General features: G+C 70.1%; 8 protein-coding genes. 2 read left to right on the top strand and 6 right to left on the bottom strand.

The features are described 5' to 3' along the window. Window positions 1–182: 182 nt before the first annotated feature. Both D7I43_RS02520 and D7I43_RS02515 read left to right on the top strand, forming a co-directional pair. Entirely contained in the window at window positions 183–1,106 is a 924-nt protein-coding gene (locus D7I43_RS02520) for a 1-phosphofructokinase family hexose kinase (protein WP_240032774.1), read from the top strand. A gap of 28 nt (window positions 1,107–1,134) precedes the next feature. Further along, a complete protein-coding gene (locus D7I43_RS02515; RefSeq protein ID WP_120326734.1) occupies window positions 1,135–1,968 on the top strand; it encodes a DeoR/GlpR family DNA-binding transcription regulator in 834 nt (277 codons plus the stop codon). Between the two features lie 46 nt (window positions 1,969–2,014). Here D7I43_RS02515 and D7I43_RS02510 read toward each other — a convergent pair whose 3' ends face one another. Genes D7I43_RS02510 through pglY form a run of 6 tightly spaced genes read right to left on the bottom strand, consistent with a single transcriptional unit; the run spans window position 2,015 to window position 14,174 of the window. Beyond that, window positions 2,015–4,144: a DEAD/DEAH box helicase gene (locus D7I43_RS02510; RefSeq protein ID WP_120326733.1), complete on the bottom strand. Its 2,130-nt coding sequence runs from the start codon at window positions 4,142–4,144 to the stop codon at window positions 2,015–2,017. Further along, entirely contained in the window at window positions 4,141–5,211 is a 1,071-nt protein-coding gene (locus D7I43_RS02505) for a ParA family protein (RefSeq protein ID WP_204985145.1), read from the bottom strand. The genes D7I43_RS02510 and D7I43_RS02505 overlap by 4 nt, the downstream gene beginning before the upstream one ends. After that, window positions 5,181–6,359 carry an ATP-binding protein gene (locus D7I43_RS02500; RefSeq protein ID WP_120326731.1) on the bottom strand — a complete coding sequence of 393 codons (1,179 nt, stop codon included), beginning with the start codon at window positions 6,357–6,359 and terminating at the stop codon, window positions 5,181–5,183. The genes D7I43_RS02505 and D7I43_RS02500 overlap by 31 nt, the downstream gene beginning before the upstream one ends. A gap of 14 nt (window positions 6,360–6,373) precedes the next feature. Next, entirely contained in the window at window positions 6,374–7,687 is a 1,314-nt protein-coding gene (gene brxD, locus D7I43_RS02495; RefSeq protein WP_120326730.1) for a BREX system ATP-binding protein BrxD, read from the bottom strand. Then, entirely contained in the window at window positions 7,684–10,419 is a 2,736-nt protein-coding gene (gene pglZ, locus D7I43_RS02490; RefSeq protein WP_147427222.1) for a BREX-2 system phosphatase PglZ, read from the bottom strand. Before pglZ ends, brxD begins: the two co-directional genes overlap by 4 nt. After that, window positions 10,416–14,174: a BREX-2 system ATPase PglY gene (gene pglY / locus D7I43_RS02485; protein WP_120326728.1), complete on the bottom strand. Its 3,759-nt coding sequence runs from the start codon at window positions 14,172–14,174 to the stop codon at window positions 10,416–10,418. The genes pglZ and pglY overlap by 4 nt, the downstream gene beginning before the upstream one ends. Window positions 14,175–14,192 lie beyond the last annotated feature (18 nt).

The following is a 14,192-nucleotide window of genomic DNA, read 5'->3' as shown; positions in this document are numbered from 1 at the left end:
CCAGCCGCTGGTCGCGTCGGCCCGTCGACGGATTGCCCGACGACCACCTGATCACTTACGCTCGCATCGCCGCAAGATCGAGCAGATTTCACACCCACCGGGAGCCAGCGGCCGGAGGTGACCCACGTGGAGCACGAGACCAGCGGGCGGCCCCGCTGCCCGACCCGATCGATGGTCCGCACGTGACCGGTCGCGTCCTCACCGTCACGCTCAACGCCGCGCTGGACGTGACGTACCACGTCGCCGCCTTCACGCCGGGCGCCACCCACCGCGTGTCCCGGGTGGACGAACGGGCCGGCGGGAAGGGCCTCAACGTCGCCCGCCTGCTGCACGCCCTCGGCACCCCGGTCGTCGCCACCGGACTCGCGGGCGGCGCCTGCGGCGCACGCATCCGCTCCCTGCTCGCCGACCAGGAGGTGCCGGAGGCGTTCGTGCCGATCGCCGCCGAGTCGCGGCGGACCGTCGTCGTGGCCGAGCCGGACACCGCCACCGGCCTGTGGGAGCCCGGCCCCACGGTCACCGCCGACGAGTGGGACGCCTTCCTCGCCCGGTTCACCGACCTGGTACGCGACGCCGAGGTGGCCGTGCTCTCCGGCTCCCTGCCGTCCGGGGTGCCGGCCGACGCGTACCGCGTGCTCGTCGAGGTGGCCCGGCGGGCCGGCGCCCGGACGGTGCTCGACACCAGCGGCGACCCGCTGCGCCACGGCCTGGACGCGGGCCCGGACCTCGTCAAGCCGAACGCCGAGGAACTGGCCGGCCTCACCGGGCACGCGCCGCCGGGTCCGGCCGCCGCCGTCGAGACCGTCCGCGCGCTCGACGCGGACGCCGTCGTCGCCTCGTTCGGCCCCGAGGGGCTGCTCGCCGTGACCGGCGAGGGCGCCTGGCACGCGTACCTGCCACACCCCGTCGCCGGAAACCCGACCGGCGCGGGAGACGCCTGCGTGGCCGCGCTGACCCGGGGCATGATCGGGCGGCACGCCTGGCCCGACCGGCTCACCGAGGCGGTCGCGCTGTCGGCGGCGGCCGTCCGCGCGCCGGTGGCGGGAAGCGTGGACCTCGCCGACTACCGGCACCTGCTCCCCGCCGTGATCGTCAAGGAGCTGTGATGCCTGACTCCGGCGCCCGGAGCCCGCTGTGACCTCCACCGACGCCGCCACGGGAGGCACCGCGCCCGGCGGGGCGGCCGACCGGTCCCGACGGCTGCAGGCGCTGCTGGAGCTACTCGCCGCGCGCGGCGGCCGGCTGTCGGTGGCCGAGGCCGCGGCCGCCCTCCAGGTCTCCGAGCCGACCGTCCGCCGGGACTTCACGACCCTGGCCACGCAGCAGCTGGTGACCCGCACGCACGGCGGCATCGTGGCCAGCTCGGTGGCGTACGACCTGCCGGTCCGCTACCGCCACCGCGGCGACCGCGGCGCCAAGGAGCGCATCGCCGCCACGGCCGCCGGCCTCGTCGAGCCGGGCAGCGTCGTGGGGCTGAACGGGGGCACCACCACGTCGGCCACCGCCCGACATCTCGCGGCACGCCCCGACCTGGCGCAGGCCACCGCCCGGCCGGCGCTGACGGTGGTCACGAACGCGCTGAACATCGCCACCGAGATGGTGCTGCGACCCTCCGTGCGCACCGTCATCCTCGGCGGGGTCGCGCTCCCCCAGTCGTACGAACTGACCGGCCCGCTCACCACCATGGTCATGCAGTCCCTGTGGCTGGACGTCCTCATCCTCGGCGTCGACGGCTTCTCCACCGACGGCACGTCGTGCCACGACGAGAGCGAGGCGGGCATCGACGCGCTGATGGTCACGCGCGCCCGTCGAGTGGTCGTCGTGGCCGGGTCCGAGAAGCTCGGCCGCCACTCCTTCGCCAAGATCTGCGACGCGTCCGCCGTGGACACCCTGGTCACCGACGACGCGGCCGACGCGCAGGTGGTGGCAGACCTACGCGCCGCCGGCGTGACGGTCCTCCTGGCCTGAGCCCGTCGCGGCGGTCATCCCTCGCGCCCACCCTGGCCGTCCGGATTCAGTCGCCGAGCAGGCTCGTCATGCGGATCGGCTCGGCCAGCACAGCGTGAGCGCCCGGAATGTCAGCGAGCCGGGCCGCCAGTGTGGCGACCGCCAGTCGCTCCGGCAGCGCGGCGCTGAACTTGAGTCCCGCCAACGCCTTCGGGTTGACGTCGGGGAGGCAGATTCGCTCGGACGCGTCCGAGACAGCCCGGCGCATCGTCTCGCGGTCAAGATCGGGCCGCAGCCGGATCGATGCGTCGTCGTACCGCTGGTTCGGGTCGGCGATGTCGCTCACCGTGGCGATCAGGGTGGCGTTCGCCCGGTAACCGGCCCAGGTCCACCACCTGACCTCGCCGTCCTTGTCGCGGACGACCATTGCGCCACCGGGATGCACAACCCCCTCACGCTCCTGGCGCAGGCTCGCGAGCCTGGTCCGGGCCCGACCGGTGAGCGCGACCGGCGGTTCGCTGCCCAGCAGAACCTGGCGCATGGCACGGACCATCTGGAACGACAGGCCCTGTGGTGCCCCGCCCGTCATCCAGAGCGCCTTGCCGCCGCCGTCCGCGGGTTCGACGAAGCACCGTTGGCGCTTCCAGTCTATGTAGGTGACCCGCCAGCTGCGCCCGCCCAACAGGAGCAGCCGGGGGCCGTCGACCTTGGCGGTGAGCAGCGCCGGATCCGTACGGCCGATCTCGGTCCGGCCGGCAAGGACGGTGAACTGCGGCGGTGCGGTGAAGACCGCCAGCATGTCCATGAAGTGCCGCCGGCCGAACCGCAGCTCCGCCTCCGGCCCGATGAACAGCATGCCGGAGTCCTCGTCGAGGTACCCCTGGCCGACGAGGTGCCGGACGATGACCTCGGCGCTCTTGTCAAAGGGCGTCAGCCCGTTCCACTCACCCGTCCAGGTCTGGTCGCCGATCCGGTGCCGTTGCAGGGACAGGGCCAGCAGTTGCTGCGCCACGATGTGCCGCGGCTCGGGCGGCGGCACCACGGCCTCGACCCAACCCTGGGACCAGAGGTGAAGCAGGCCGGCGGCGTGCAGCAGGCCGTCGCCGTCGAGGGCGAGGAAGAGACAGTTCCGCGTGGTGCCGGTCCGCCGGCCGGTACGGCCGATCCGCTGCAGGAAGGCCGCGACCGTGCGGGGCGCGTTAATCTGGATCACCCGGTCGAGATCCCCGACGTCGATACCCAACTCCAGCGTGCTGGTGGCCACGATGACGCAGTCCCGCTCCTGCGCGAACGCCTCCTCCGCGCGGCGCCGCTCCTCGACGGCCAGCGAGGCGTGGGAGAGGAACGTGGTGACGCCGAGCGCCCGCAGCCGTTGGCCGAGGTCTTCGACCAGAGCCCGGGAATCGCAGAAGACCAGTCGCTTCTCGCCGCGGTGCAGGGCGGCGATGACCGTGGCCGCGTTGTGCACGGACCCGACGTAGTCCAGCTCGACCTCGCCCGCGGGAGATGCTGCCGGCCCCGTGCGTGCGGCCGTCTCGACGCCCGGTGCGACGACGCGGGCTGGCCGTCGTCCCGAGCCCGATCCTTGCAGCCAGCCCAACAGCTCGTCGGGGTTGCCGACGGTGGCCGACAGGCCGACCCGCTGCACCGCGCGGCCCGCCACCCGGGACAGCCGCTCGAGGACGGCCAGCAGGTGCCATCCCCGGTCGTCGCCGGCGAACGCGTGCACCTCGTCCACCACGACCGCCCGAACCTGGCCGAAGAACTCCTCATGGTCGACGGCCGAGCTGACCAGCATCGATTCGATCGATTCCGGCGTGGTGAGCAGGACGTCCGGTCGCTCGCGGAGGATCGTCCGGCGGCGTCCCATTGTCACGTCGCCGTGCCAGAGCGCCGCCCGGCGGCCGAGCCAGCCGGTGTACGTCTCGAGGCGAGGTAGGAGATTGTTGAGCAGCGCCTTCAGCGGGCACACGTACAGCAGTGAGGTGCCGGACCAGTTCTCCTGTGCCATGCGGGAGAGCAGCGGGAACATGGCCGCCTCGGTCTTGCCTCCGGCCGTGGGCGCCAGAAGCAGGGCGTCCTCGCCGTCCAGGAGGGGACCGACCGCCGCCTCCTGCAACGGCCGCAGTGCCGGCCACTGCAACGTGTTGACCACGTGGTGCAGCACGACCGGGTGGAGCTGATCTCCCTCCCTCACGGTTTGTCGATTCGCAACTGCTCAAGCCTCTCCAGCAGCCGCTCACTCAGTGTCTTGAAGTCCTGGTAGCACCGCTGCACAAGCATTTGAGTGCTGCCGAGAGCACCGTCTGCCGATCTGAGGTCAAACATCGGTTTCCGCGCATCGTGCGCTAAAGGCATGAGACTTTGGTAGTTCCGGAGCGTTGCAACCTCGTAGGTGCGGTCTGCGGCTTTAGATGGATTGTTCAGGACGGAACTGGCGAAGACGATGGGAACGCGATCCAGCCAGCGCTGATACGCCTTGACCGGCCGGTCGAGCCTCATCTTCGGCTGCATAACTACGTACCCGATCGGCGTCATAGCCCCTAGCGGAGCAGAAATATCCGCAGGGACGTGCGGCAGCACATTGCTCTGCCAGATTCGCCGCCAGTCACGAAGGGCGGGTCCGAGGTTCCTGAGACCACGCAAGGAAAATAGGTCGGCCGCGAGTGGCATGAGTACGGTATCGGCGGCAAGCAGTGCAGCTCGGTTAATGGCTCCGAGATTAGGCCCGACATCAACCAATGCGATGTCGGCCCGCACCCTTTGCCCCGCATCGGTAATGAGCCGATGGAACGCGGTAGTAGTTCGGAGTGCCGCAGGGTCACCAATCAGGCTGTTTGGCCAGGCCGCGGACAACTTGTCCTCGAACGCGCTGAGATTCAGGTCCCCAGGAACAAGCCAGAGACCATCCACGATAGTGACCGGATGCGTAAATCGAACATCTCCGAGGCCTTGCATGATCGGCTGGACAGCCGAGGCAACGGTTCCCGAATCACTGTAGGCTCGCAGTAGGAGTTTCTGCTGTCCCTCAGCTAAGGGCCAGTCCGACTCACTCCCCTCCTGCCAAATCTCGCTTAACTCATCCTCGTCGAGGAATGCTGCCGTTAGATTGGACTGCGGGTCAAGGTCAACGGCGAGCACGCGGTGGCCAAGCCGCTGAAGCATATGAGCAAGATGGTAGGTAAGCGTTGTCTTGCCAACACCGCCCTTGTTGTTAAACAACGCAACCGAGATCACGATGCGCTCCTCACCGTCACGGTCCATGACGCATCGTCCACAGCGAAGTCGGCCTCGGGATTCCCGTTACGAGCCAGGGCAGCACGCACCCGACCAATGCCACGCCCAAATTGGTTTACGTATCCGAGTGACTTCATTGCCGCCGCCAAGGAGGGATTACGGTAGTCGTTCACCCTATCAAAGTTGTCCGCCCGCACCTGCCCGAACGGCCCACCCGGGTTTGTAACCTCGATCCGGTCGTCGAACCAAGCGATTCGGACAGGAGCATTAGACGACTCGTAGTTCCGGTGCATCATTGCGTTCATGACCAACTCACGGAGCGCTTCGAAAGGATAGTTCGGGCGGGCCTCCTCACGGAACCCGGTAACCTCGACTAGCCGGCTACGGAGATGCCCCTTGAGTAGAGACTCCAGCCGCTCCGCCGTATTGATAACATTGAGCCGGATCTCCTGCTCGTCCAGAACTGACCCGCCCACGTCGTTTCCCTCATATCGGACGAACTGCACGTACGCGCCAGGGATCCGATTTGTGGGATCGACGCCGACCACCAACAGGCCAAGCACGGTCGGTGCACCATCGAGGTCCGCCAGGCGCAAAGAGGCAAGCTGCTGTTCAATGGACCGATGGTTCTCCTCGAGGACCGACGGCGCCACCGCTTGGCGGAGATACTCTGTTCGGAAGAGCTCCAAATCAAGTTCGGCGAGGGAACTGCCGGGCGCAGGCCGAACATCGAAGGGCAACTCGAAAGAGCGACGACGCTCTGACAGCACCCGTTCGTCGTCACGCGTTGCGCGACGTGTGGAGGGCCCAGGCCGGACATAGACCACGTTTTCGAACCGAACCGGAGGGGTGCGGGACGCATTCACACGCACCCGTATCACCTGCTGACCTTGGTACAGGCCACGGGTCACGACCATGGAGGGTCTGTCGAGAATCAGGCCTTGATCGCGATATTCGGTGATCTTGAGCAGCGCGGCATCGGAGGTGTCGACACCGCCAACGGCTCGTCCTCTGTCGTCGACACCGATCAACAGGTCACCGCCACCCTGTCCGGCCAGGTCGTTGGCAAGCGCGCAGATCGCCTTGCGGATGGCGTTGCGATCGGTCGCCTCCCGCTTGAACTCGAGGGCGGCCGTCTCCTGCGTCCCGAGGAGGTCGGCGAGGTCGGTGCTCATGATCTGATTCTTTCCTACAGGTCGAGCGAAATCTCGTCAGCCCTGCTCGCGTTGCGTTCCACGTCCGTCATCTCCGCCGCAGAGAGGGTGAGCGCGTAGTGCTGGCGGGGGTCGAACTCGGGGAACTGGTCGACGCGGTCGAGCACCTCCCCCACGAGCTTCTTGAGGAACAGCCGCGGTGCCACCCCGACCTTGCCCCCGAGCCCGCCCGCAACGGCCCGGGCCAGATCACCGAGGTACGCGTCATCGACCAGCTCGCGCACACGGTCTGCAGCCGCGGAACCGTCCGCGTAGAGGTCCCGGACCCGGCCGCCCAGTTCCACAAGCGAATCGACGGTGAAGCCGGGGAGCCGGATCTGCACGGCGCGGGGGTTGTCGAACCGGGGGTCGGTGGTGAAGTCGACCGCGAGCCGCTGCGCGAGCGGGGCGAGTCGCTGGACACCCTGCGGGCCGTCGTAGAAGGCCGGGGTGCCGGTGATGACGAGGTAGAGCCCGGGGAACCGGCCGGAGTGCACCTCGTCGATGAGCTGGCGCAGGGCGTTGAGCGCCTTGTCCCGCGCATCGGAACGGACCCGCTGCAGCGTCTCCACCTCGTCGAGGACCAGCAGCAGGCCGGGGTGACCGCTGTCGCGCAGCACCACGAGAAGCCCCTGCAGGAAGCTGAGCGCCGCGAAATGATCGAGATCGCCCCGTACGCCGGCCACCCGGCGGGCCGAGGCGGCGACGTGCGGTTGACCGCCGAGCCAGGCGAGCACCGCCTCCGCCGTCGCCGAATCGCCGTCGAGGCCGGCGGTCCGGTAGCCCCGCAGCGCTGCTGCGAAGGCCGGCGCACTGCGACTGACCGCCGCGAGCCGTTGGTCCAGCAGCGTCCCCACGGCGCGATCCAGCGCCGCGGCGTCGTCCGGTGTGACGTCTCCCGCGGCGAGGACGTCCTCTTCCAAGGCGTAGAACCAGCCGTCGACGACGGGCCGCAGGGCGCTCGGGGGGAAGGTGGCGGTGGTCAGGCGCTCGGTCAGCCGCCGGTAGACGGTTTCCAGCTTGTGCAGCGGCGTCTCGTTCTCGGAGATCTGCACCTCGGCGGTGGCGAGGTTCGCCCGCTTCGCCCGCTCGGCCAGCCACCGCGTGAAGAAGGTCTTGCCGGACCCGTACTCGCCGCGAACGGCCTTGAACACCGAACCGCCGGCGGAGATGGCGTCGAGATCCTCACTCACCGAGGTCACGAACCGGTCCAGGCCCACGGCGAACAGGTCCAACCCTGCCGAGGGCACGGCGCCCCGTCGCAAGGCGTCGATGACCTCACGGCGCCGGGCTGGGCTGACGCCGCTCACGCCAGACCGTCCGGCAGGTTGAACTGGGTCCGCAACAGCGCGATGTCCAGCCGGACGGTGCGGGCGTCGTCGATCAGCGACAGCACGGGATAGTTGTCGACGTTGAAGATCCTCTGCAGTGTGCTCACGAAGCCGACCGCGCGGGCCGGCAGTTCCCCGGCCCGCTGCGCCAGCACGGCCGCCGACAGCACGCCCTTCGCCTCGAGGAGCGCCCGCAGAGCCGCTTCGATCTTCCTGGCGTCGACCTTGCGCGGAGTGAGGCTGTGCTGCGCCTTGAAGAGATCGGTGTCGAGCAGGGTCTTCACCAGGTCACCGCCGCCTGCCGCGGATGTCGCTCCCGGCGCCGGCGGCATGTCGGGGATGTCGAACAGCGCCTCGCCCGCGACGACCGGCGCCTTCCGGCGTGGCTTGCTGGGGGACACCGGGGCGGGTGCGACCGTGACGGCAGGTGCGCTCGCCGCCCACCACTCGGGCGGGCGGTTCTCGACCGGCGCCCAGTCCTGTGGCACATCGTCGGCGTAGGGCGGCAGGTACGCCAGGAGCGGGATGGTCACCTCGGCCAACGAGGCTCCACCGTGGTAGCCGGCCTTGCTGGGGCGGTAGCGCCGCAGGGGGTCCCAGAGCGCGATGATCCGCTTCTCCTCGGCAACGACGCGCGGGCCGCTCAGCTCGACCTCCCCGGGCCCGGCAGGGCCCGGGCCGGTGCGATGGCGGGCGGAGGCGGCGTCGGCGGCCTTGAGGTGCTCGCCGCCGCGCTCGAGCACGTGCCCGTGGTCGCTGGTGATCACGACGGCCCGGCCTGCGTTCCGGGCGAGGTCCAGCAGGCTACGCAGGGCGCCGAGATCGTTGAGCTGCCAGCCGGCCTCTTGGCCCTCGCGGCCGTGGGCCAGTGAGTCATCCACCGTGTTGATCACCACGGCGACCAGACGCGCCGGACCGGCCAGTGCGTCGGTGAGGTCACCGGAGATCACCTCTCCTGCCCCACCCCGGGCGGGGCCCTTGTGAAAGATCTGGGCGTCGTCGCCCCACCGCCCCTGCTTGAACACCTGCTGCTCGGTGGCCTGAGTGCCGGCACGCAGCGCGCCGGCGAAGAGCGAGGTCCGGGACACTGCCGTCAGGGTGGGCAGGGCGGCCGCGATGCCCCGGCGGCGGCCGGTTCCCTTCCGAGCCAGCGGGTCGTACTCGACCCAGTGCTGGGACAATTCGTCGGCGAGTTCGACGGCCACCGCCGCACTCATGCCGTCCAGCACGACCAGCAGCACCGGTCGGTGCGCGCGGACCAGCGGGTCGATGACGCGAGGGAGAAGGTTCTCGACGGTCAGCAGTTCGCCGTCGTTACCCGGCCCGGCGGCGGCCCAGGCCACCAGGCGGTTGGCGAAGGCGGCGTCGAGGTCCCGACGCCGTTGCTGCGCACGGTCGTGAACGGAGCGGAAGGCCCGCTGCAACTCGGGATGGACATCCTCGCCGGCCCAGACGTGGTTCAACGCCAGGTCGACCCAGCCCCACTCGGCGATCTGCCGCTGCACACCGTCGGCCACGCTCGCGGGGGGCTCGACCGGAGTGCCGAGCCACCGGACGAGCCGCTGGGCCATCCGCACCCGTCGTACCCGTTCGTTCTCCGCCTCGGCCAGCCGGTGCCCCGCCAGGTTGTCGACCGCCGTCTCCAGCGCCGGATCGCCGGGATCGGCCAGGCCGGCGACAAGCGCGGCCGCCGCGTCGCTCAACCGCCGGGTGAATCCCGTACGCAGGATCCGGCTGTGGCTCGCGCTGCCGACCGCGTTGAACAGCACGAGCAACTGCTCGGCTCGATCGAGGACGGCGTGCCCCTGGCGCCGGAGATCTGCGTCCCGGTCGGCCAGCAACGCGCCGACGACCTGCACGGCCACCTCAGCCAACGCGCGGACGGCGGCATCGTCGTCGAGCTTGCCGAAGTACTGGTCGATGCGGCCCTGGGCGCGCACGGCGTCCGGATTGTCGCTGGTCCACAGCGCGTCACAGACCAGACCCAACGGCAACGCGTCCGCGCCCCGCCCGGCGTCGACGAGCGCGAAGAGCGCCCGGGCCGGCCGGCCGAACTGCTCGACGAGCCAGCGCACCAGGCCGTCCCGCTCCTCCTGCCGGAGCAGGTCGAACGCCTCGATCGCCCCCGGTTCGACGCTCCACCGCAGCAGCGCGGTCACGTCCAGATCGTCGGCGCCGGCTCCCCACCGATGCAGACCGAGCCGGACGGAGGCCAGATGGCGCAGGGCGACGTCGCGGGTCAGCACCCTCGTGGTGAGCCTGGGCCAACCACCGGGCGGCATCGCGTCGAGCAGGGCCTGTCCGGCCCACCGCTCACTCTCGAGCGCCGTGTCCGGCACCTGAGCGCCGAAGGCGTCGACGACCAGTCCCCACGGCTCGATGCCGATCACCTGCTGCCGGAAGATCCGGCTACGCACCCCGTGGCCGAGGGCGGACTCGGGGATGTCGGTGAGCAGCACGAGCACCTCGTCGCGACGCTCCGCGACGAGGTGCTCCCAGACGGCGAGCGGCGACACGCACGGCACGACACGGGCCTGCCGCCCGCCGGGCAGCAGCAGTACAGGGTCGTGCGGCCACTCCGGCTCCGCGCCGACCACCATGACGGGGTACGGGTCACCGTTGCGATGCCGGTCGAGCTGCTGCGCCACCTTCTGGGCGAGCGCCGCGGGGCTAATCCGCAACGCCTGCGAGACCGCGGGTGCCTGTGTCACGGCACGATTCTCCAGGTCACCTCGATGGTGGCGTCAGGATGGTCGCTGGCGAAGGCGCGCAGTCGCGCCACCGCCGCCTCAAGCTTCTCACCACGGACCGCAACCCGGCCGTGCGGCTGCTCGCCGCCCTCCCGCGCATCACGGTTTTCCGGGCCGGTCCGGGAGGGAACGACGATCTGAGGCGTGTCATCGTCGCGCTTCCGCGGCTCGACGAACTCGGGCTTGCGGGTGGCTCGCCGTAGCAACGTGGTGGCGTCGGTCTGGGCACGTCGCAGGGCCGGGGCGAGCGGTGCCGTCAGTTCGTCGGCCTGCGCGGTTCGGCGGAGATCCGCGAGCACCGTCTCGGCCTCACTCGCGTGCGGCTCTGGCAGGCCGGCGACGATCTCGAAGGTATCCCAGGGCGCGGCCACGAGCGCCGCGGACACGTCGGCGGCACTGGTGATGCTCCTGCCGGTACGGTCGGCCGGTCCGGACAGTTCTGCCCTCGCCAGCCGCTCGATCGCATCCTTGGCCGACCGCGCGGTCGTCAGCGCGTCGAGCAGGTCCGCGGCGGCACGTGCGGTGGCGAGCCGGCCGCTCTCCCGGTCGAGTCCCAGCCGAACCGCGTGCTGTTCGAGCCGGCTCACCAGAGTGTGGGCGGCGTCCCGGTGCCGGCTCGCCTGGCTGCTCAGGTCCCGCCCGAAGAGCGCTACCAGCCGGCCGCGGCGCAGGGCGAGCGGCTGGAAGCCGAAGATCGCGGCGGCCCGTGCCCGCGCGCGGTCCCAGTCCTCCTCGCTGGGCAGGCTCTCCTCGCGCAGGGTGTGGTCAGCGGTGATCTTGCCGGGTTCCGGTGCCGGCGTCACCTGGCTGCCGTGCAGGTAGAAGGCGCGGTCGGTCTGCTCGGCGAAGGTCGTCACGACGAGGTGCGCGACGATCGGGTCGAGGCCGCGTGCCTTCGGCTCGTCGATCCAGCGCAGCAGGTCGGCCACCCGCAGCTCGCCGGTGATGCCCTCGCTCGCCGCCTTCTGGTGGAAGTGCTGGACCCACTCCCCCTCGATGACGAAGGCCGCCTCGTGCATCGTCCCGAGCCGCAACGGGTTGGCGATCCGTCGCATGGTGTGGCGGTGCGCCCGGTCGACCTCGACGCGCCCTTCCTGCGACTCGACGGCGCGCCGGACGTAGTCGAGCACGACCTTGACGTCCTGCAGCCGTACGGGGTCGCCCTTGCGGTCCGGGTCGAAGTCGGGGTGGGCCGGGTACTGCTGGGTGAGCATCTGGTCGCCGATGGTCTGCAGCGCGTCGTTGAAGGTGGCGCCCATCGGGAGTTTCGGCTCCAGTGCCCGGGTCAGCGACTGGAGGTGATCGTCGAAGCCGAGTTGCACGTCGGTCGCGTGCTTCGCGGCCAACCCGTACGCCTGGCGCAGGACGCCCTGCATCTTGGCCAGGAGGGCGCTGCGCTGGTTCGTGAGCGCGCCGTGCGCCCGCCGCCGGTCGTCCGGGTTGAGGTGCTCGGCGTGGCTGTCGAAGCGCTGCCCTTCGAGAAGCTTGTCGATGATGACGAGCTTGCCCAGCTCGTTGCGGCGCTCGACGGTCAGGGCGGCCGGGATCCAACACACCGTCCGGGCGTTGGTTCTGCTCAGCAGCTCCTGCACGCGCTGCCGGTCGTCGGCCGGCCCGTGGCTGCCGTCGTCGAACGGATAGTCGATGATCAGTCGCCAGCCGTCGGGGGCGTCGGGGTGGAACGCCTCGTCGCGGATGTCGTTGCGGTCGCGGACGTTGCCGTACACCAACTCGATCATGCGTCGGCTGCCCCGCCAGGTGAGCCCCGCCTCGGCAAAGAACGAGTCGCTCCACGGCACGCCGAGCTGCTGCCAGAGCAGCCGTTGCACGATGTGCTTGCGGGCGCCCTCGTTGTCGTAGTGCTTCGCCGTGGCGAGGACGCTGTCGACGTCGACACCGACCAGCTCCAGCGACACCACCGGGTCGTCGCCCTCCCCGATGCGGATCTCGGCGAACTGGCCCGCCCAGTCGGCGAGCTTCCGCGCGACCTGCGCGACCTCGCCTCCTGGGATCGGGCTGGTGATGCTGCCGTGGTTGAGAGCCGAGAGCCGGCGCGCGGTGAGGTTCCGCAGGGCGGGCACGCTGGGCGCCAGGGCGGCGAGCAGCAGGGTCTTCATGAGCCGGTCGTCGCCGGTGAAGGCGCGGACCCGCCCGGCGGCCTCCGCGGGTATGGGGTCACCACGTCGGGCCGCGTCGAGGTCGTCCTCGGTGAGGCCGTACTGGCCGAGCAGGTACGGGCGCAGCTTCAGCTCGTACAGCTTCTGGGCCATCTCGAACTCGGCCTTGAGCTTCTCGGTGAAGGGCTGGTCGCCGCCGCTGCTGATGACGTCGTAGAGGTCACCGAGCGGGACGAGCTGCCCCAGCCGCAGAGTTTCCCGGCGGTCGACGAGAAGCTGCCGCATGAGCTTGAGCGCGGTGCGGGATCGCTGCAACGCGCTGGAGACGTGCACGAGGGTCGAGATGAAGGCCGGGCTGAACGGGTACGTCGACCGGAAGGCGTCGATGTCGGCACCGCGACCGGCGTCCGTCCCGAGCAGGGTGTCGAAGACCTCCCGGCGTACCTTCGTGGTGGCGTCGAAGGCGCGCGAGATCGCCTCGGCGGCCGCGGCGTCGCGGGGCTTGAGCAGGCGACGGCGGGCGATCTCCGGAAGGTTGCGGTCCTCCAACTTGATCACGTCGAACCGGCCGCTGGCCAGGTTGAGGGTGTCCTGGTAGCTCAGCTCGTTCGCGCCGACGACCTCCTCCCCGACCAGCTCGCGCAGGTCACGCTGCCGGGCGATGAAGCTGACGATCGGGATAGGGCGGCGGGTGTCGCCGCCCTCGACGAAGTTGGTGATCTTCTGGATCTCGCGGGAGACGAACTGCTGGTCGCCGATCGAGTTGGCAAGCCAGAGGATCAGCTCGTCGAGGAAGAGGATCAGGCCGTGGTAGCCGAGTTCCTTGGCGTGCCGGCTGATCTCGGTGAGGCCCCGGTCCAGGGAGATGAACGCCTCCGCGTCCTCCCGCGCGTTGCTGAAGAAGCCCTTGTTCCAGCTGGTCAGCAGGTCGTTGACGAGCTTGCGACGCAGTTCGTCGGAGTACGCCCCGGCGAACGCCTCGTCGAGCCGCTCCGGCGTCCAGAATGCCTCGGTCTCGCCCCATTCGTCCTCGACGTCGCCGCCCGGCAGGCCGGCGATGAACTGGGCGTCGCCGATCTTCTCACGCAGCGCGGCGGCCTGCTCCAGCAGCGCGTCGGTGCGGTGCACCGCGGGGATCGGCGCGTCGGGGTGCAGCGCCCGTACCCGGTCGACGTAGCCGCCGAGCACCCGTTGCTCCAGCGAGCGGGCATCGAGCAGGTGGTACGGGATGAGCAGGAACTTCCGCCCGTCCAGCCAGACACTGTGCTTGGCGACCAGCGGGGCCAGTTCGTCCCGCCCGCGGGCCGCCGGCTCGCCCCGCAGCAGCGCGTGCAGCACCGCCATGAAGTGCGACTTGCCGGAGCCGAAGGAGCCGTGCAGGTACGCGGCCTTGGAGGCGTGCCCCTCGACCGCGGAGCGGATCAGCCCGAGCGCCTCGTCGAAGTTCGCCAGCAGTCGGTCCGTGACGACATAGTCGCGGAGGGTGGCGTCGGCGTCGGCGACACTGTCGGAGAGCTTGAGCACGAAGTCGCTCACGCTCGTGCGCTCCGGGATGTCGATGTACTCCCGGAGCAGCGGGGCAGGGCTGGGCGAAGACATGGTCCTTACCGTACCGAT

Origin of the sequence: Micromonospora globbae, assembly GCF_003610785.1 — a bacterium.
In the GTDB taxonomy this organism is placed as follows: Bacteria; Actinomycetota; Actinomycetes; order Mycobacteriales; family Micromonosporaceae; genus Micromonospora; species Micromonospora globbae.
This window is presented reverse-complemented; position numbering and strand designations above follow the sequence as displayed.